This is a genomic window from Paraburkholderia dinghuensis (assembly GCF_003837865.1).
Classification (GTDB): Bacteria; Pseudomonadota; Gammaproteobacteria; order Burkholderiales; family Burkholderiaceae; genus Paraburkholderia; species Paraburkholderia dinghuensis.
Window position 1 is genome coordinate 106768 of record NZ_RQIS01000015.1, and the last position, 18710, is coordinate 125477.

Sequence of the window (18710 nt, forward strand, 5' to 3'; positions counted from 1 at the left end):
GATGCGCTCAATCGCGCATCGTGCGTCGGTCGGCGCCGCAAACGCCGTGCCGCGTCGCCGCACCGCCCCCACATCGGACCCGCCTCAGTCCGAATGCCACGCCGTCCAACGATCCGCTGCGCAAGCCGACCTCAGAGTGTCGCGTCGCGCTCGCGCTGCGCCCGTTGAGACCGATCTCGCTGAATCTGCTCCAGCATCTTCTCGAGCAGTCCGATATCGAACGGCTTCGACAACACCCGCACATCGACGTTACGCGCGCGCTCCAGCTCCTCCGCGTAGCCGGTCACGAGGATGACCGGCAGTTTCGGTTCGATGGCCTGCAGCGCCTCCGCGAGGTCGATGCCGTTCATCTCGCCGGGCATGTGAATATCGGAGATAACTAGGTCGAAGCGCGAGGTGGCTTCGCCGCTCGCATCCGCGGGCGCATGCCCCGCCTCCATTAGCGCGAGCGCGCCCGCCGCATCGTTCGCGCAGGCGACTTGATGACCCATCATCTGCAGCACCGCTTCGGTGCCCGCCGCGACTTCGTCGTTGTCCTCCACGAGCAGCACGTGCAGGCCCTCTGGCGGGCTTGCGTCAGCCTTGCGCGGCTCAGGCGGACGTTGCGCGGCGGGTGCTTGCAGCGTGCGCGGGAGGTACAGGTGCACCGACGTGCCGGCACCGATTGCGCTGTCGATGGCGGCGAGACCGCCCGAGCGCTCGCAGAACGCGAACACCTGCGGCAGGCCGAGGCCGGTGCCCATACCCTTCGGCTTGGTGGTGTAGAGCGGCTCGAAGGCGCGCGCGAGCACGTCGGACGGCATGCCGACGCCCGTATCTTCCAGCGAGATCTGCACGAAGTCGCCGTCGAGCGGGAATCCTTCACCCGGACGGAAGCTGATGTTGCGCGCGCGAACGGTGAAGCGTCCGCCGTTGGGCATGGCGTCGCGCGCGTTGACGGCGAGGTTGATGAGCGCGAGTTCGAATTCCGCGACGTCGACCAGCACAGGCCACACGTCTTCGTCGACGTCGAGCACGAGCGACACCTTCGCGCCGAGCGACGCGCCCAGCAACTCGCGGCTAGCCGGCAGCCAGCGGCCGATCAGAATGGTCTCGTTACGCAGCGGCTGTTTGCGCGCGACGCCGAGCAACTGGCGTGTGAGCGACTGACCGCTCTTGAGCGCGCGCTCGATCGCCGACAGTTCGCGTTCGAGGCCCGCAGCGCCGCGGCGCCGTGCGATTTGCACGTTCGCGGAGACGATCATCAGCAGATTGTTGAAGTCGTGCGCGACGCTGCCGACGAGGTTGCCGAGCGCCTCCATCTTGCGCGATTGCCGGTAGGCCGATTCGATGGAGCGTCGCATCGATGCCTCGGCCTGCCAGCGCTCCCACGATTCCTCCTCGGCTGCAAGGCGGCGCAGCGAGAGCCAGATCACGCACCAGAGCGCGATCGACGGCGTGAACATCGAAATGATCAACACGCTCAGGTGTCGCCGCCAGTCCGCCCAGATTGCCGAGGTCCGATAGCCGCACGACACGTAGACCGGATACGAGCCGACGCGCCGGAACGCGAGAATCACGTCGTCGCCCACGACCTGCGAGTGCATTTGCACGACGCCGGAATCGGCGCCGCGGGCGAGTGCGTCACCGAACGCGGTGTGCGGCGTGATGTGCGTCGCACCGGTGCGCGGCGGGGGATAGAACGCGAGGATCGAGCCGTCGCTGCGCACGAGGCCCAGGTCCATGGGCGATTGCGCGCCCAGCAGGTCGCGGTAGAACGCGCTGAAATACTCGGGCCGCAGCGCGACCGAGACGAGGCCCGCGAACGCGCCAGCATTGTTCTCGCGAGCGACGCTGGTGTTGAACATGCGCTTGCCGGTCAGCTGGCTCGGTACCACGGGCGAAACGTGATCGATCATGCGGCCATCGCGGATGCCGACGAAGTCCTCGCGTGCGGCAATCGAAACCGGCGGCGGCGGAGACTGGCGGCTGCTCGCGAGCAGGTCGCCGTCGTGCCCGAAGATCGACAGGGACGCCACCTGCGGATAACCGCCGCCGAATGCGTCGAGTTTTTCGTGTATCAGGGGTTCCGTCGCGCGGATGCCGTTATCGTCGAGGCCCTGCACGAGCTCGAGGATGCGCGCGTTGAGTGCCTCGTTCATGTCGAAGACCTTCACCGCATGCTCTTGTGCAACACGCACCGTGCGCAGCGTCGTGTCGGTGGCGTCGGCTTCGCGCATGCGCAGGTCGTTGTAGGCCATGGCGGCGACGTAGACGCACGGCAGCACGATCGCCGCGATCAGGAGCGCGATCAGCGTGCGCCGGCGTACCTTGAAGTCGTGGCTGGGCGCCGCCGGTAGCGGCGCAACGTTGCGGGGCGGCGCGGGAACGCGATCGTCTGGCCGCGGGGGCCGATCAGGAGTCATTTTGGGAGGGCGGAATTCGACAGCAGAGGCTTCCGACATCATAAACGACCACGCTCGTGCTCCGAGGCGACAAGAAAATGGCGCGAAACTGCACGGCGCAGGCGCAATGGCGCAGAACCGGCGTGTACATCGGGTTTCTCGCCCTGCTGAATTCGCGAAAATCCACAAAGCGCAAACGTACACAAAAGCAGGATTGCCGCTATTCTAGTAAGGAAATGATCGTTTATTTTCTTTGAGTGTGTGCATTTGAGTTAAATCTATTGGATTACGCCTTTCTGGCGAGTTGCATTTCACTTCAATTGATTCGAGAATCGAACAAAATACTAATAAAGGGCCATACGTACACTGGGGCTTCGTTCACCGTGACGTTTCACGCACGGTGCCACTGCGGGGTGACTTCTCTCATGCGAACAGGAACGGCACGGCTTACGGGCGGTGCCGCGCGATAACGCGCCTCTTCGCTGCACGAACCCTCTCCGACAGCAGCGGGCCTGAAGAAAATTAAAGAAACCTAAAGAAATCGCTCGTGCCGCCGTTATAACGTGGCAATGCAGTCCGTCCAACGCATATTTGTTTCGCATACCCATGCTCGCGCCGTCCTTACCTATCGTGATTGCCGACGATTCTCTGCTTGCCCGAAAGGTGCTCGCGAAAGCGCTGCCCGAGGACTGGCGTGTCGAGATTTCCTATGCGTCGAATGGGCGTGAAGCGCTGACGCTCTATCGCGCCGGCCGCGCGGCGGTGATGTTTCTCGACCTCACGATGCCCGACATGACGGGGTTTCAGGTGCTCGAGGAACTGCAGCACGAGGATCTGAATTCGTTCGTGATCGTCGTTTCCGCCGATATCCAGCCGCTGGCCAAGGAGCGCGTGCGCACTCTGGGCGCCGTGGCTTTCGTCGAGAAACCGGTCACCCAGGAGGCGTTGCTCCCCATCCTGAAGGAGTACGGGTTGTATGGCTAATCCAGTCTTCACGGAAGTGCAGCGCGACGCCCTCCAGGAGATCGCCAATCTGGGGATGGGACAGGCCGCCACGCGGCTGTCGGGGCTGCTCGGCTCGTTCATCGAGTTGTCGGTGCCGCGCGTGCGTGTCGTCGAGGTGGCTGAGGCTGCGCTCGCGCTGCGCGAGATGACCGGCATCGACGGCCCGGTGACGGCCGTGCGCCAGGGCTTTCGCTCGGAGATCAAGGGCGAGGCGCTCGTGATCTGCCGAAGCGGCGAAATCATGGCGCTCGGCACGCTGCTGGGCGGTCCCTACGCCGCGTTTGGCTGCGAGCCGGAAGACGAAAAAGAACTGATCTTCGACGTGGCGAACGCGCTCACGGGCGCGTGCGTCTCGGCGATGCTCGACCAGCTCGGGCGACTGCCCGTGTTTACGCAGCCGGGCCTGCTCGGCGAGCACGTCATGCTCGATGAAGTGTTCCGGCCGGGGCTTCTCGCCTGGGACCTCGCCTTGCTCGTCGAAGTGAACTTCGCGCTGGAGGACCAGCGCTTTCGCGCCCACCTCGTGATGTTGATGGCCGAAGAATCGCTCGACCATGTCAGCCGGGCTATCGACGCCCTGCTGCTCAGCCTATGACCGGATCAGCCGATCTGCCGGTTCCGTTGCCGTCGTTGTCGGATCTCGTCGTGGAGCGGGTTGGTTTCGGCATTTTCGTGCTGGACCGGAACATGAACGTGCTGATGTGGAACCGCTTCATGCAGGACCACAGCGGGTTCGCTCCGGAGGCGGTCATCGGCCGCCCGGTTTTCGACATGTTTCCCGAGCTGCCGCGCGCATGGCTTGCACGCAAGGTCGAGAGCGTGTTCCAGCTCGGCAGCTTCGCGTTCAGCTCGTGGGAGCAGCGGCCCTGGCTGTTCCGCTTCGATCACGATCGGCCCATCACGGGCGGTGTCGACCATATGCAGCAGGACTGCACGTTCATGCCGCTGATGCATGGTCGCGAGGTGATTGCCGTCTGCGTCACGATTTCGGACGTGACACACGTGAGCATCATGCAGCGCGAGCGCGAAGAGGCCGTCGAAAAACTGCGCGAATTTGCCGACCGCGATGGCCTGACCGGCATCGCGAACCGGCGCTTTTTCGAGGCGCGGCTCACCGACGAATTCACGCGCTGGCAGCGCTACGGCGGCGACCTCTCGATGTTGCTGTTCGATCTCGACCATTTCAAGCTCATTAACGACCAGTTCGGCCACGTCGCGGGCGATACGGTGCTGCGCGTAGTGGCGCAGCGCGTGTCGGACATGGTGCGCAAGCAGGATGTGTTCGGCCGTTTCGGCGGCGAGGAATTCGCGCTGCTCTTGCCGTGCACGCCGCTCGGCGATGCAATGGGCGTCGCCGAGAAGATCCGCCGCTCGATCGCCGATACACCGATCGAGGTGCAGGGCGTGGCCGTCTGCGTAACGGCGAGCGTCGGCGGGGCCGCTGCACGGGTGGGCGTGCCCGACTACGAGGCCGTGGTCAACGAAGCCGATGAGGCCCTTTATCGCGCCAAACGCGAGGGACGCAACCGCTCGGTTGCGCTTGGCTGAGGACATCCGTCCCCTGTTTGTCCTGGATCTGCGGGTGCCCGACTGCGGCGCCATGCAAAGGTTGATATACTTTTGCCCGTTTCCGGCCGCAAATGGCATCCATGAGGATGCACGCGAACCGGCTGCCTCGTGCGTGTCCGCGCGCGCGGGCGACCCGCGCGAGCGAAAATCACCCGCGGGCCTGAATATCTGATAGCCCCCGTTGCGGGCGCCCCCTCAGCGGAGATCGTCTTGGCCGTTTCCAACCTCGTCGTGGACGATACACAACAAATTGATGCGGCTGCCGCCTCGTCGGGCAGTTCGTTTTATCTGGCGATGCGTATCCTGCCCGTGTCGCAACGCGACGCGATGTACCAGGTCTACGCGTTCTGCCGCGCCGTCGACGACATCGCCGACAGCGACCGGCCGCGTGCCGAGCGCGCGGCCGGGCTCGACCGGTGGCGCGCGGACATCGACGCCTGCTACGCCGGCACGCCGCCCGCCGCACTCGCGGCGCTGACGCGCCACATCCACACGTTCGGTCTGCGCCGCGAGGATTTCCACGCGATGATCGACGGCATGGCGATGGACGCCGCGGCAGACATCTGCGCGCCCGACGAAGCCACGCTCGACCTCTACTGCGATCGCGTGGCGAGCGCGGCGGGCCGTCTATCGGTGAGGATCTTCGGGATGGCCGAGGAGCCGGGCCGCGAACTGGCGCACCATCTGGGGCGCGCGCTGCAACTCACGAACATCCTGCGCGACATCGACGAAGACGCCGACATCAACCGGAGCTATCTGCCGCGCGAGCTGCTCGCGCGCGAAGGCATCGCGATAGCGGGTCCTCATCAGATTGCCGCCGATCCGTCGCTCTCGCGCGTGTGCGAGACGCTCGCCGAGCGTGCGAAGCAGTATTTCGCCCGGGCCGACGCCATCATGGACGCCGCGCCGCGCGCGCAGGTGAAGGCGCCGCGCATCATGTCGGGCGTGTATCGCGTGCTGCTCGAACAAACGCTGGACCGCGGCTTCGACCTGCCGCGCACGAAAATCACCAAGCCGAAAGCCCGGCTGATGTGGATCGTCGCGCGTTACGCGCTGTTCTGATGCCGAGGCTTGTCCATGTGATCGGCGCGGGGCTCGCTGGCCTCGCGACGGCGGTCCGGCTGCAGCGGCGCGGGGTGCAGATCGCGCTGTACGAGGCAGCCGGGCAGGCAGGCGGACGCTGCCGGTCTTACTACGACAGCGCGTTCGGCGCGACGCTCGACTGCGGCAATCATCTGATGCTGGCGTCGCACGCGAACACGCTGGCCTACACGCGAGCGATCGGCGCGGCCGACGCACTCGTCAGTCCGGCCGATCCTGGCTTCGCGTTCATGGATCTTGCGGCGCGCGCGCGCTGGACCGTGCGCTTCTCGCGCTCCCGTGTGCCGTTCTGGATCGGCGATACGAACGCGCGCGTGCCGGGTACGAAGACCGTCGATTATCTGGGGTTGCTGCCGCTTCTGTTCGCGAAGCCTGGCCGAACGCTGGCGCAGGTCATGCGCTGCAACGGCACGCTGTGGGACCGGCTGCTGCATCCGTTGTTTCTCGCGGGGCTCAACGTCGAGCCGCGCGTCGCGAGCGGCGAGCTTGCGGCGAACATGCTGCGCGACGCGCTCGTCGCCGGCGGCGACGCGTTTCGCCCGCTCGTCGCGAAGAGCGGCCTTTCCAGCGCGTTCGTCGATCCGGCGCTGCGCATGCTGCAGCACGGTGGCGCGGCGATCCGGCTCAAGTCGCCGCTTGTGGAGATCGTGTACGACGACGCGGCGCGCCGCGTCGTCGCACTCGATTTCGCCAATGGCCGCGTGGTGGTGGGCGCCGACGAATCCGTCGTGCTGGCGGTGCCGCCCGAGGCCGCCCAGACGCTCGTGCCCGCGATCCAGACGCCGCAGCGTTTCACCTCGATCGTCAGCGTGCACTTCGCGATCGAGCCGCCGCACGGGCTCGCGTCGCCGATGATATTGCTGAACGGCACGGCCGGCTGGCTATTCGCCGCGCCTGGACGCCTTTCCGCGACGATCCACGATGCGCACGCCGTACTCGACGTGCCGCCCGAGACGCTCGCGCGCAAGGTCTGGGCGAACGTGGCCGAGGCGGCGTCGCTGCCTGTCGACCGTCTGCCGCCGTGGCAGGTGGTGCAGACGCCGCGTGCGACGTTCGCGGCCGTACCTGATGAGGAACTGCGTCGTCCCGCGACGCGCACACGCTGGAACAATCTGATGCTAGCAGGGGACTGGACGGCCACCGGTCTACCCGCGACGATCGAAGGCGCGCTCCGCTCCGCCCGCAAGGCCGCGGACCTGCTGCTCACAGAAAACATGGAACACCGATGACCGACCTATCCCAAGCCATGCCGACCGAAGACCTCGCAAGCGGCGTCGCCACCGCCGCCGACAGCACTCCCGCCGATCCGCTCGCCCACACCGCGGCCACGGATGGGGCCGCGGCGCCGGTCGACGCGCTGGACGAGAGCATCGCGCGAGCAACCGACGCGATCCTCGCGGCACAGCAAGCCGACGGCCACTGGGTCTACGAACTCGAGGCCGACGCGACGATTCCTGCCGAATACGTGCTGCTCGTCCACTACCTCGGCGAGACGCCGAATCTCGAACTCGAACAGAAGATCGCGCGCTACCTGCGCCGCATCCAGCTGCCCGATGGCGGCTGGCCGCTCTTCGCCGAAGGTGCGATGGACGTGAGCGCGAGCGTGAAGGCGTATTTCGCCCTGAAGATGATCGGCGACGCGCCCGACGCCCCGCACATGGTGCGCGCGCGCGAGGCGATTCTCGCGGCGGGCGGTGCGGAATCCGTGAACGTGTTCACGCGCATCCTGCTCGCGCTCTTCGGCGTGGTGACCTGGTATGCGGTGCCGATGATGCCGGTCGAAATCATGCTGCTGCCGCAGTGGTTCCCGTTCCACCTCTCGAAGGTGTCGTACTGGGCCCGCACGGTGATCGTGCCGCTGCTCGTGCTGAACGCGAAGCGCCCCGTCGCGAGAAATCCGCGCGGCGTGCGGATCGACGAACTGTTCCATCGTGCGCCGGTCACGACGGGCCTGAACAAGCGCGCACCGCACCAGAGCAAGGGCTGGTTCAGCTTCTTCCGCGCCGTGGACAGCGTGCTGCGTGTAGCCGATCCGCTGCTTCCGAACTATCTGCGCCAGCGTTCGATCGACGCGGCGGTCGCGTTCGTCGACGAACGCCTGAACGGTGACGACGGCCTCGGTGCGATCTTTCCGGCCATGGCCAACTCCGTGATGATGTACGACGTGCTCGGCTATCCGGCCGATCATCCGCATCGCGCGATCGCGCGCCAGTCGGTCGAGAAGCTGCTCGTGATCCACGAAGACGAGGCGTATTGCCAGCCGTGTCTTTCGCCGGTGTGGGACACGTCGCTCGCGGCGCACGCGCTGCTCGAAACGGGCGAGGCGCGCGCCGAAGAAGCGGCGCGCCGCGGCCTCGAATGGCTGCGTCCGCTCCAGATCCTCGACGTGCGCGGCGACTGGATCTCGCGACGTCCCGATGTGCGTCCGGGCGGCTGGGCGTTCCAGTACGCGAACCCGCACTATCCCGACGTGGACGACACCGCGGTCGTCGCGCTGGCGATGCATCGCGTCGACAAGCTCGACAACACGAATTCATACGACGAATCCATCGCCCGCGCGCGCGAGTGGGTGGTCGGCATGCAGAGCAGCAACGGCGGCTGGGGCGCGTTCGAGCCCGAGAACACGCAGTACTACCTCAACAACATTCCGTTCTCCGATCACGGCGCACTGCTCGATCCGCCGACGGCCGACGTGTCGGGCCGCTGCCTGTCGATGCTCGCGCAGATCGGCGAGATACCGTCCGCGAGCGAACCGGCGCGCCGGGCGTACAACTATCTCCTCGAAGAGCAGGAAGCCGACGGCAGCTGGTACGGCCGCTGGGGCATGAACTACATCTACGGAACGTGGACGGCGCTCTGCGCGCTGAACGCGGCGGGCCTCCCGCACGATGACGCACACATGAAGCGCGCCGTGCAGTGGCTCGTGAAGATCCAGAACGAGGACGGCGGCTGGGGCGAGGACGGCACGAGCTACAAGCTCGAATACCGCGGCTATGAGCGTGCTGCGAGCACGGCGTCGCAGACGGCCTGGGCGCTGCTCGGGCTGATCGCCGCGGGCGAGGTGAATCATCCGGCGGTTGCGCGCGGCATCGAATGGCTGCAAAAGACGCAGTGCGAGCATGGCCTCTGGGATGAGACGCGCTTCTCGGCAACCGGCTTCCCGCGCGTGTTCTACCTGCGCTATCACGGCTATCGCAAGTTCTTCCCGCTGTGGGCGCTCGCACGATATCGCAACGTCAAGCGGTCCGGTACGACGCTCGTAACGGTCGGGTTGTGACGGTGCCCGCTACGCCATCGACGCGCGCTGGGCGCAACGACGCGCGGCCCGTGATCGCCGTCGCGGGGATGGCGTTCGAGGCGCGCGTCGCTCAAGGCGACGGGCACGACGACGTCGTGGCGGTATTTGCCGCGCGCGCCGACCTGCTCGACCGCGCGCTGAAGTCCGCGCTCCAGCGCGGGGCTTCGGGTGTGATCAGCTTCGGCACTGCGGGCGGACTCGCACCCGATCTGGAACCGGGAACGATCGTCATTGCCGACGCGGTGGACGGCCCATTCGGGCGCATCGAAACCGATGTCGCGTGGTCCGCGCGGCTTGCCGGGGCGTTGCAGGCGTCGCCGCTCGCGGCCCGCGTGCGGCGCGGCGTCGAGGCGGCTGTCGCGAAGCCGCTCACGGGCGCGGCGGACAAGGCCGCGCTCCATCGTTCGACGGGCGGCGCGCTGGCCGTCGACATGGAATCGCATCTGGCCGCGGTCGCCGCGGCCGCGCGCGGCCTGCCGTTCGCCGTGTGCCGCGCGATTGTCGATCCGGCGTGGCGCAGCCTGCCCAAGGCGGCTATGGCGGGCCTGCGCGACGATGGCTCGACGGCGATCCTTCCAGTCCTGCGTGAACTCGCTCGCGAGCCCGCGCAGCTGGGCGGCCTGCTGCGCATCGCCGCCGATGCCCGCGCGGCTCGCCAGTCCCTCGCTGCCGCGCGACGTGTGCTCGTGGAATCTGGAGCCCTTTTCCCTGCGTGATCCGCCCGGGTCATCGAGTGACCTGTTATTGGCGCGAACCGGCCCCGGACCCGATCAGCCGAACGTGAAGGCGAACGCGTCGACGCCGGGATCGAGGAAACGAATCTCGAAGGTGTGTTCCTTCACTGGGCCGGTCTGGCGCACGAGCTGGTAAAGGCGCGTTTCGGTGACGACGCCTTTACCGTTGGCATCGGTGTCCGTTCCGTGATTCTCGCCCGGCGCGCCGCCATCGACCGTCACCTGGAATCGCACCGGACTTCCGCCGGCACCCGGTCCCAGGACAAGATGCAAATCGCGCGCGCTGAAGCGATAAACGATGCCGCCGCCTGCCCGGTTCAGGCTTGCGCGCTCCGCGCCGACCGTCCAGTTTCCGGAAAAACTCCATTCATTGAGCCCCGGCGTGCTTGCCACGTAGTCGTGGGCAACGTCCTCCTTCAAGCCGCCGCGCGCGACGAAATTCGACGCCTGCGCGTAACCGACATAGGTTTCGCCCGAGCCCAGGTGCGCGATGTCGGGCGAGGCCTGCTCATCGTTGGCCTGCGGCGCGGTGAGAGCGCCCATCGCGTTGTGCTTGCCGGCTTCGGCGAGTAGCGACTGGATCGCCTTCTCCACCTTGTCGTAATTGCCTTCGCCGACGATGCGCGCCCGCACCTGCCCTTGCGCATCGGCGATATAGAAGACCGGCCACGCGTTGTTGTGGAAGGCGTCCCAGATGTGATGGTCGCTATCGACCGCAATCGGGTAATCCAGCTTGAAACGCGCTATCGCTTTGCTGATATTCCCGGTGTCTTTCTCGAAGTCGAATTCCGGCGTGTGTACGCCGATCACGACCAGACCCTTGTCGCGGTATTTCTGCGCCCACGCGCGCACATGCGGCAACGTGCGAATGCAATTGATGCAGGAGTACGTCCAGAAGTCGACCAGCACGACCTTGCCGCGCACTTGTGCCGCGTCGAGCGGGGAAGAATTCAGCCACGTCGACGCTCCAGCCAGCGACGGAAGAGGGCCCAGCTTCGGCAAGTCGCTTCGATACGTTTGCATGGATTTATCTCCCGCCGCACTGGCAGCGGGCAAGGCTGTGAACGTGGCCACACCGACGCCAAGCGCGGCGCAAACACCGGCTGCGATGGAGAGTTTTTTGAGCATCGAGGTCATGAAAAATCTCCGCGCTGTGAAGTGATTTCAGCCGGACATGCCGCCGAGCGAGTGGCGGACCAGCACCAGCTCGCTCCCGTGCAGTCCGGGTGGTTTCGACGATGGCTCAGGCCAGCGCGATGGTCACGTCGATGTTGCCGCGTGACATCTTCGAATAAGGGCAAAGCTGGTGTGCGGCCTCGATCAGCTCCTGAGCGACAGCACGCGGCAGGCCGGGCAGGCTCACCGTGAGACGCGCCTGCAGGAAGAACCCGCCATCGCCGGTACCGAGGTCGACTTCGGCATCTACGGCCGTATCGGCGGGCACGGCGACACGCTTCTCTTTGGCAGCCCGTCCGATTGCGCCGATGAAGCAGGCTGACCAGCCCGCGGCGAAAAGCTGCTCCGGGTTCGTGCCTGCGCCGTTGCCGCCGGGAGGCGAAAGCTTGATGTCGAGACGGCCGTCGTCGCTTCGCGCGACGCCGTCGCGGCCGCCGGTCGTGTGGGTCTTACCAGTGTAGAGGACGTTTTCGATCGTGCTCATGATGTTTCCTTTCGGGTGATTGAACGACAAAACTAGATGTTTCGGATTGCTGAATGCGTGGCGCTCAAAGATGGCCGACTTCGATCACGGCATTGGCGAAGGCGCGTGGTGCTTCCTGCGGCAGGTCGTGACCCACGCCGCCGGTGATCAGCTCGTGCTTGTACTTGCCGGTAAAGTGCTTCGCGTATGACGCCGGATCGGGATGCGGCGCGCCGTTCGCATCGCCCTCCAGGGTGATCGTCGGGACCGTGATGGCAGGGAACTTCGCGAGCCGCGCTTCCAGTTCGTCGTACTGGGGCTCGCCTTTTGCCAGACCGAGACGCCAGCGGTAGTTATGGATCGTGATGGCGGTCTGATCCGGATTGTCCAGAGCGGCGGCACTGCGCTCGAAGGTGGCGTCGTCGAAGTGCCATTGCGGCGAAGCCGTTTGCCAGATCAGCCGGGCGAAATCATGGTGGTTCTTTTCATAGCCGAGGCGGCCGCGCTCGGTGGCGAAGTAGAACTGGTACCACCATTGCAGTTCCGCCCCCGGCGGCAACGGCTGCTTGCCCGCTTCCTGGCTGCCGATCAGATAACCGCTCACCGAAACCAGTCCGTTGACGCGCTGCGGATACAGGGCCGCCACGATATCGGCGGTACGCGCGCCCCAGTCGTAGCCGGCGAGGGTGGCCTTGTCGATTTTCAACGCATCCATCAGGGCGATGACGTCGGAGGCGAACGCGGCCGGCTCGCCGTCGCGCGGGGTATTCGCGTCGAGAAATCGCGTCGTGCCGTAGCCGCGCAGGTACGGAACGATCACGCGATAGCCTGCCCTGGTCAGGATCGGCACCACGTCGATGTAGCTGTAGATGTCGTACGGCCAGCCGTGCAGCAGGATGACCACGGGACCGTCGGCCGGACCTTCGTCGACGTAGCCGATGTTCAGCACGCCGGCGTCGATCTGCTTGATCGACTTGAACGTGGCGGGTGTCCGGGTTGCCGTCGTGTTCACAATCGCGGCCGGTACATCGTCTGCCGACTGGGCGTGTGCCGCGCCCGGCAGGGCTAACTGCGCTCCAGCAAGGACGAGTGCGGCGACGATGCGGCGGGGACTGAGGTTGAGGCTTTTGCTCATTTGCTTTCTCCTGTGGTGGCGGATGCCAGACCGTGCGGACGTGTTCCGTTGCTTCTCTTGCGCGACGCTGGTGCGTCACAATTCCCATTTATTTATCGCGATAATCATTTGTGAGCGAACTATAGCTGGGTTGTTCTCGATGTTCAAGTACAATAATGATTATCGTGATAAATATTTTGGGAGGTGCCCGATGAGCAAGAAAGGCGAACCCGGCAAGGAAACGGCAAAGCTCGGCGACTTCATGTGCTTCGCCATCTATTCCACGAACCTCGCCTACTCGCGGGTCTACAAGCCGGTGCTGGAGAGGCTTGGCCTCACGTACCCGCAATACGTGACCGTCATTTGCCTTTGGGAAGAGGACAACCAGACCGTCAAGGGTCTGAGCGAAAAGCTGTTCCTGGAGCCGAGCACGATGACGCCGATGCTGAAACGTCTGGAGGCGATGGGCTACGTGCGGCGCGAGCGTGACAGCGAGGACGAGCGCAGCGTGCGCGTGTTCTTGACCGAGGCAGGCCGCGCGTTGCGGGAAAGGGCGTTCGCCTTCCGCGAGGTGACGGCGAAGGCGGCAGGCCTGGCACCGGAGGAATTCCGTGCGCTGCAGAAGGCCATCGTCAACCTGCGCAGCAATCTGATTGCCGCTTCGGAAAGCGTAGCCGACGTCACCGAGAGCGTCGTTTTGCCCGACGAGTAAGGAGTGCCGGGTCGAATGTGAGTCGCGCGCGGGCGGTGGTCAGCGAACTGCGGCGGGTGACGCGTGTGAAGCGACCACGTCAGAGGCCTCAGGGCGCAGCTATCGCAGTTGAGGGCGCGCTGCGATTCGCGTGCGGGCTGCGGCGGCCAACGCGCACGAGCGTTCGCAGGTCGCGCGAACCGGCGTGAAGACGTGTTTCAGGTTACCGCCCCGCCGTAGCGGGGCGTAAGTCACTCGGCAGGAGCGAACGCCGGGACGGCAGGCAGTGCTGCGGCGCCTGTTGGCGCAGCAGGCGCTTGCGCTGGAACGGCAGACGCCGCAACCGGAGCCGATGCGGCCGCAGGTGTTGCCGGTCCGGCAATCCCGGTCGTCCCGGACGCGCTGGCTGGTGCAGCAGGGGCGGCGGAAGGGGCATTCGCGACAGGGGCCGAAGCAGGGACCGGAACGGTGGGATTCGCCGTGGTGGCTGCTGGCGCTACAGGTGCTTGCGCTGGAACGGCAGACGCCGCAACCGGAGCCGATGCGGCCGCAGGTGTTGCCGGTCCGGCAATCCCGGTCGTCCCGGACGCGCTGGCTGGTGCAGCAGGGGCGGCGGAAGGGGCATTCGCGACAGGGGCCGAAGCAGGGACCGGAACGGTGGGATTCGCCGTGGTGTCTGCTGGCGCTACAGGTGCTTGCGCTGGAACGGCAGACGCCGCAACCGGAGCCGATGCCGATGCGGCCGCAGGCACCGCCGGTGCAACCGCCACAGCCGTTCCGGACGCGCCTGCGGGCGCGGCAATCGCAGCCGCGGCGCCATCCGCGACGGCAGCTTCACCGGCCGTCCCCGTTGCCGTTGCCGTCGACGTGCCGTTTGCGCTGCCGCTGTCGTCAGACGCGCCTGGATCGTCGTAATTCGGCAAGCCGTTACTGTTCGGACCGCCCTTACCGCCCGTTCCGCCGGAATCACCCGGATCCTCGTAATTGGGTACACCGTTCGGCTTGTCCGAGCCACCCGGGTGGTCCGGATCGCCATAGTCCGGCAGCGCCTGTCTGCCCGCCGCGCCGCGCAGCAGCGACTCGCGTTGCTGGCGGAACGCATCGCGCACAAACGAGTATTTATCGAGCGCCGCCTGCTCGAGCAGATTGGTCGCGCCGAGCAGGTCGGAACGCGTGCTGACGAACTGCGACAAGTACAGCGGATTGCGTACCGCGGGCTCGATGTAGTTCAGTATGTTGAACTTCACGTCGACCGCCATGCCGATCCCGTCGCGTACCGAACTCGGCCCGAACAGCGGCAGCACGAGGTACGGACCGGCGGGCGCGCCGTAGTGGCCGAGCGTGAGACCGAAGTCCTGATGGTGCTTCGGCAGGCCAGCGGGCGTCGCGAAGTCGATCAAGCCGCCAAGGCCGAAAGTCGTGTTCATCGCGATTCGCATCAGGTCTTCGGTCGCGTCGACGATCTTCAGTTGCAGCAGGTTGTTGGCGAAGTTGCCGATGTCGCCGAGGTTCGAGAAGAAGTTGCTGATTGCCTGGCGCAGTGGCTGCGGCGTCACCTTCTGGTAGCCCTTGGCGACGGGCTGGGCGACGGTTCGGTCGACCACGTCGTTGAACTTGAAGATGGCGCGGTTCGCAGGTTCGAACGGATCGCCCGGTGTGCTATTGGGGCCGGTGGCGCACCCCGACGTCGCGAGGAGCACGAGGCTCGCCGCGGCCATGATCAGCGCGGCTCGTTTATTTTTCATCGATTGATTCCCGGCGTTGCGACCCCGCGCGTTTCACGACGCGCGGCTTGCCCATCAGCACTGGCTGGAACACCACCGCGCCGATCAGCGTACAGAACAGCGATAGCGCGAGCAGCTTGCCCATGCTCGACGTGCCCGGGTGATGCGACAGCCAGAGGCTGCCGAACGCGGTGGCGGTCGTCGCAGCCGAAAAGAGCACCGCGTGCGTGAGGCTCGACTGGAGCAGACCAGTCTGGCCCGCGCGCCACGCCATCACGAAGTAGATCTTGAACGCGACGCCAACCCCCAGCATCAGCGGAAGCGCGATGATGTTCGCGAAATTGAGCTGGATGCCGAACACGACGCACAGCTCCAGCGTCACGAGCGCCGATACCAGCAGAGGAATCAGCGTGCGCAGCACGTCGCCGAAATGGCGCAGCGTGATCCACAGGAGCACCGTGATGAGCAGTACCGACCATGCCGCCGCCTGCAGGAACGAGAGGATGATCACGTTCGCCGAATGCAGGATCGAGATCGGCCCGCCGATCGCGCGAGGCTCCGCCGCCTTCACCGCATGCGAGAAGCGCGCGAGCATCCGGTCGTCGTTGGGATCGATGCCCCCCGGCACGCGCGGCGCGATGTCGACGAGCGCCTCGCCCGTCGGCGCCACCCAGTCGCGCACCATTTCGGGCGACAGCGACTCACGCGTGATCGGCGTCGGCTGCAGCAGGTTGGCCAGTTGCGATAGCGCGAGCTTGAGCGGCGCGCTGAAGGCCCGCTCGGCGCGATCGCGCGTAGCTGCGTCAGCGCTGGCGAGCTTTGTCAGCGCCGCGGACAGATGCTGCGCCTCCGCCGCGCCCGGGCCCGGATGATCTTCCGCGGCCAGCGAGAGCTGGTTCGCGGTGCGCTTGAGCGTCGCTACGCGCACCTCGTCGGTCACCGGCGCGGACGGCTGTTGCGTGAGCGCGGGCAAGAGCTGCTGCGCGGCGCTCGAGATCAGCATGAGCTTTTGCTGCTGGTCGTCGGGGATCAGCGTACTCAACGTCGTCGTGCGGCCGACTTCCGGTAGCTTGGAGAGCTTCGCGGCAATCTTGTCCGCCTCCTCGAGCGACGGCGCGAGCACGCTCACATTGTTGATCGAGATCACCGGCGAATTCTTCAGCGCGATGAGCGTGGCCATCGACTCCGTGCGCGGGTCCTTCAGGTGCAGCGGATTGAAGTCGAAGCGCAGGTTGAACAGCAACGGCGTCGCACCAATGACGACGATGAGCGTGCCGATGAGCACTGCCTTGCGGTGCTCGGCGAGCCACGTGTCGACGGGCGCGAGAAACGCGAAGCCAGGGGACTGCGCTTCGCCGTGCGGTTTGAACACGCTGATGAGCGCGGGTAGCAGGGTCATGTTCGTGAGGTACGCGACGAACATGCCAACGCCCGCAATCTGGCCGAGTTCGGCGAGGCCTCGATAGGCGGTCGGCAGGAACGAAAAGAAACTTTCGGCGACGGCGATGGCGGCGAGCGTGAGCGGCACGCCGATCATGCGCGCCGTCTTGAGGAGCGCGAAGTCGAGCCGGTCGTCGAGATGGCGCGCCTCGCGGTACTTCACGCCGAACTGCACGCCGAAGTCCACGCCCAGGCCGACGAACAGCACCATGAACGCAACCGAGAGCATGTTCAGCGAGCCGACCATCATGAGGCCGAGCGCGGCCGTGATGACGAGGCCGATCACGAGCGTGATGAGCACGGCGCCGATCAGCTTGCCCGAGCGCAGCGCGATCCACAGGATAAAAAGCACGACGATGGCGGTGAGCGCTCCGTTGAGCTCGGCGCCATCCTGGACGGAGGCGAATTCCTCGTCCGCGAGCGGCTGCTGGCCGGTCAGGCGCACACGGGCGCCGTAGTCGGTGTCGAGGTGCAGCGACGCGGCGGTCTCGCGGATCGCGTCCGACGCGTTCGCGCTCGCCTTGAGCGCCGCAAAATTGAGCACGGGCCTCACGGTGATGAACGCGAACGCGGGCGTGACGGCCGAATCCTTGTCGACGAGCCCGCGCCAGGAGAACGCCGCCGGTTTGCCGGCAACGACCTGATCGACGACGCCGGCGGCATGGCCAAGCAGATCGGCCATCTGCGGCAGCTTGACCTGGCCGATCTGCAGCGGGAGCATCAGCGTCGTCGAGAGCGTGCCGGCGAGGCCCGCGAGGCTCGGGTCTCTCGCGAGCTGGTTCACGAGCGGTCGTGCCTGCACGAGCTGGCCCGTGGTCGAAAGCACGTCCGATGTGGGCAGGAACAGCAGGCCGTTGTGTTCGAAGAACGGTCCGCCCGCGGGCTGCGTTACCGCGGTGAATTCGCTGGCGTTCGCCCGGAGTGCGCCGGCGAGCTTGTTGGCGGCGGCGTCGGCAAATTCAGGCACGCCGGCTTCGACGACGACCAGCAGCGCCTGATCGCGCTGCGGAAAGGCGCGGTCGATGGCTTCGCCGAGCTCAGCCCACGTCCCTTTGTTCTCGACGAGTCCGCTGACATCCGTGTTGATCTTGAAGTGCTGGACGACGTATACGCCGCACAGCGCGGCCAGCACGACCGAGAGAGAGATGACCCACGCTGCGCGTCGTACCGACCAGGCGACGAGGTGGATGATGAATGGCTTGAGCATACAGGCGAGGGAGCCCTGTCAATGACGTTATTCTTGGCGAAGCGCATAAGTATACCGGCGTCGCCCGTTCGGGCGCGGCTCGCACACACAAGCGACGTCCGCAAAGCCGTTATACTGATTCGCCCGTCCGGTATGCGCCACTGCGGCCCACCGCGGCCCGGCGCTTGAATCTTACTGTTCCGATGAGCGTATGAAACGTTATTTCACCGCATTTCTTGCAGCCGCCTTTGTGTCGGGCGCCGCCTTTGCCCAGAGTTCGCCGGATACCACGGTCAGAAACGCCGTGGAAGGCACCGTCAAGGCCATGCAGGCCGACCCGCAGGCACGCGGCGGCGACATGGCAAGGATCACCCAGGTGGTCGAAACCCATTTCGTTCCGGCCACCGACTTTCAGCGCACCACGCGCATCGCCATCGGCAAGGCATGGAGCACCGCCACGCCCGAGCAGCAACAGAAGCTGTATGAGCAGTTTCAACTGCTGCTGGTGAAAACCTATGCGGCGTCGCTTTCCCAGTTGCGCGATGCGCAGGTGAACTTCAAGTTCCTGCCGTCCAACACGGCCGCGGGCGCGAAGGACACGGTCGTGCAATCGCACGTGATGAGCAACGGCGGCGACGATGCGATCGACTACCGCCTCACGAACACGCCATCCGGCTGGAAAATTTACGACATCAACATGATGGGCGCCTGGCTGATCCAGGTGTACCAGACGCAGTTCGCCGAACAGATCGCCAAGGGCGGCATCGACGGACTCATCAAGTTCCTCGTCGACCACAACGCGCGCAGCTGACGGGCTGACGCAGC

The 18710-nt window shown here is 65.8% G+C and carries 14 protein-coding genes and 1 pseudogene; 9 read left to right on the forward strand and 6 right to left on the reverse strand.

The window, feature by feature from the left end:
* Nucleotides 1-131: 131 nt before the first annotated feature.
* The gene (locus D1Y85_RS19905) at nt 132-2405 is read right to left on the reverse strand and encodes a hybrid sensor histidine kinase/response regulator (RefSeq protein ID WP_124152792.1); all 2274 of its coding nucleotides are present in this window, start codon (nt 2403-2405) and stop codon (nt 132-134) included.
* Between the two features lie 585 nt (nt 2406-2990).
* Here D1Y85_RS19905 and D1Y85_RS19910 point away from each other — a divergent pair.
* The 7 genes from D1Y85_RS19910 (at nt 2991) to D1Y85_RS19940 (ending at nt 10073) form a co-directional block, all read left to right on the forward strand.
* Entirely contained in the window at nt 2991-3368 is a 378-nt protein-coding gene (locus D1Y85_RS19910; protein WP_124152793.1) for a response regulator, read from the forward strand.
* Entirely contained in the window at nt 3361-3984 is a 624-nt protein-coding gene (locus D1Y85_RS19915) for a chemotaxis protein CheC (RefSeq protein WP_124152794.1), read from the forward strand. The genes D1Y85_RS19910 and D1Y85_RS19915 overlap by 8 nt, the downstream gene beginning before the upstream one ends.
* Nucleotides 3981-4937, forward strand: coding sequence for a sensor domain-containing diguanylate cyclase (locus D1Y85_RS19920; RefSeq protein ID WP_124152795.1), 957 nt, complete (start codon nt 3981-3983; stop codon nt 4935-4937). Before D1Y85_RS19915 ends, D1Y85_RS19920 begins: the two co-directional genes overlap by 4 nt.
* Nucleotides 4938-5168: 231 nt before the next feature.
* Nucleotides 5169-6020 (forward strand): presqualene diphosphate synthase HpnD, encoded by an 852-nt coding sequence (gene hpnD, locus D1Y85_RS19925; RefSeq protein ID WP_124152796.1) that lies wholly within the window; start codon nt 5169-5171, stop codon nt 6018-6020.
* On the forward strand, nt 6020-7288 hold the full coding sequence (gene hpnE / locus D1Y85_RS19930) for a hydroxysqualene dehydroxylase HpnE (RefSeq protein ID WP_124152797.1): 1269 nt from the start codon (nt 6020-6022) through the stop codon (nt 7286-7288). Before hpnD ends, hpnE begins: the two co-directional genes overlap by 1 nt.
* Complete coding sequence (gene shc / locus D1Y85_RS19935; RefSeq protein WP_185219051.1) at nt 7285-9336, forward strand: squalene--hopene cyclase; 2052 nt, start codon at nt 7285-7287, stop codon at nt 9334-9336. The genes hpnE and shc overlap by 4 nt, the downstream gene beginning before the upstream one ends.
* Complete coding sequence (locus D1Y85_RS19940) at nt 9333-10073, forward strand: phosphorylase (RefSeq protein WP_124152798.1); 741 nt, start codon at nt 9333-9335, stop codon at nt 10071-10073. Before shc ends, D1Y85_RS19940 begins: the two co-directional genes overlap by 4 nt.
* Before the next feature lie 54 nt (nt 10074-10127).
* Here D1Y85_RS19940 and D1Y85_RS19945 read toward each other — a convergent pair whose 3' ends face one another.
* The 3 genes from D1Y85_RS19945 to D1Y85_RS19955 all read right to left on the reverse strand — a co-directional run bounded on the left by D1Y85_RS19945 (nt 10128) and on the right by D1Y85_RS19955 (nt 12865).
* Nucleotides 10128-11228 carry a thioredoxin family protein gene (locus tag D1Y85_RS19945; RefSeq protein WP_124152799.1) on the reverse strand — a complete coding sequence of 367 codons (1101 nt, stop codon included), beginning with the start codon at nt 11226-11228 and terminating at the stop codon, nt 10128-10130.
* Between the two features lie 106 nt (nt 11229-11334).
* Nucleotides 11335-11751, reverse strand: a complete 417-nt coding sequence (locus D1Y85_RS19950; protein WP_124152800.1) for an organic hydroperoxide resistance protein — start codon at nt 11749-11751, stop codon at nt 11335-11337.
* Nucleotides 11752-11815: 64 nt separating this feature from the next.
* Nucleotides 11816-12865, reverse strand: coding sequence for an alpha/beta fold hydrolase (locus tag D1Y85_RS19955; protein ID WP_124152801.1), 1050 nt, complete (start codon nt 12863-12865; stop codon nt 11816-11818).
* A gap of 190 nt (nt 12866-13055) precedes the next feature.
* Between D1Y85_RS19955 and D1Y85_RS19960 the strand changes: the two genes are divergently transcribed.
* The gene (locus D1Y85_RS19960; RefSeq protein ID WP_124152802.1) at nt 13056-13556 is read left to right on the forward strand and encodes a MarR family winged helix-turn-helix transcriptional regulator; all 501 of its coding nucleotides are present in this window, start codon (nt 13056-13058) and stop codon (nt 13554-13556) included.
* A 704-nt stretch (nt 13557-14260) separates the two neighbouring features.
* Here the strand turns inward: D1Y85_RS19960 and D1Y85_RS19965 are convergent.
* Together D1Y85_RS19965 and hpnN are read right to left on the reverse strand one after the other, a co-directional pair.
* Nucleotides 14261-15280: pseudogene (locus D1Y85_RS19965) on the reverse strand (MlaA family lipoprotein); the annotation flags it as partial.
* Nucleotides 15270-17906 carry a hopanoid transporter HpnN gene (gene hpnN, locus D1Y85_RS19970; protein ID WP_124152803.1) on the reverse strand — a complete coding sequence of 879 codons (2637 nt, stop codon included), beginning with the start codon at nt 17904-17906 and terminating at the stop codon, nt 15270-15272. The pseudogene D1Y85_RS19965 and the gene hpnN, both read right to left, overlap by 11 nt.
* A gap of 190 nt (nt 17907-18096) precedes the next feature.
* Here hpnN and D1Y85_RS19975 point away from each other — a divergent pair, with 190 nt between their 5' ends.
* Complete coding sequence (locus D1Y85_RS19975) at nt 18097-18696, forward strand: MlaC/ttg2D family ABC transporter substrate-binding protein (RefSeq protein WP_124152804.1); 600 nt, start codon at nt 18097-18099, stop codon at nt 18694-18696.
* Nucleotides 18697-18710: the final 14 nt, after the last annotated feature.

Bases quoted from the DNA above. Each gene is read 5' to 3' on its own strand.
- D1Y85_RS19905 (WP_124152792.1), bottom strand. From the start codon at position 2,405: ATGACTCCTGATCGGCCCCCGCGGCCAGACGATCGCGTTCCCGCGCCG.
- D1Y85_RS19910 (WP_124152793.1), top strand. From the start codon at position 2,991: ATGCTCGCGCCGTCCTTACCTATCGTGATTGCCGACGATTCTCTGCTT.
- D1Y85_RS19915 (WP_124152794.1), top strand. From the start codon at position 3,361: ATGGCTAATCCAGTCTTCACGGAAGTGCAGCGCGACGCCCTCCAGGAG.
- D1Y85_RS19920 (WP_124152795.1), top strand. From the start codon at position 3,981: ATGACCGGATCAGCCGATCTGCCGGTTCCGTTGCCGTCGTTGTCGGAT.
- hpnE (WP_124152797.1), top strand. From the start codon at position 6,020: ATGCCGAGGCTTGTCCATGTGATCGGCGCGGGGCTCGCTGGCCTCGCG.
- shc (WP_185219051.1), top strand. From the start codon at position 7,285: ATGACCGACCTATCCCAAGCCATGCCGACCGAAGACCTCGCAAGCGGC.
- D1Y85_RS19945 (WP_124152799.1), bottom strand. From the start codon at position 11,228: ATGACCTCGATGCTCAAAAAACTCTCCATCGCAGCCGGTGTTTGCGCC.
- D1Y85_RS19950 (WP_124152800.1), bottom strand. From the start codon at position 11,751: ATGAGCACGATCGAAAACGTCCTCTACACTGGTAAGACCCACACGACC.
- D1Y85_RS19955 (WP_124152801.1), bottom strand. From the start codon at position 12,865: ATGAGCAAAAGCCTCAACCTCAGTCCCCGCCGCATCGTCGCCGCACTC.
- D1Y85_RS19960 (WP_124152802.1), top strand. From the start codon at position 13,056: ATGAGCAAGAAAGGCGAACCCGGCAAGGAAACGGCAAAGCTCGGCGAC.
- hpnN (WP_124152803.1), bottom strand. From the start codon at position 17,906: ATGCTCAAGCCATTCATCATCCACCTCGTCGCCTGGTCGGTACGACGC.
- D1Y85_RS19975 (WP_124152804.1), top strand. From the start codon at position 18,097: ATGAAACGTTATTTCACCGCATTTCTTGCAGCCGCCTTTGTGTCGGGC.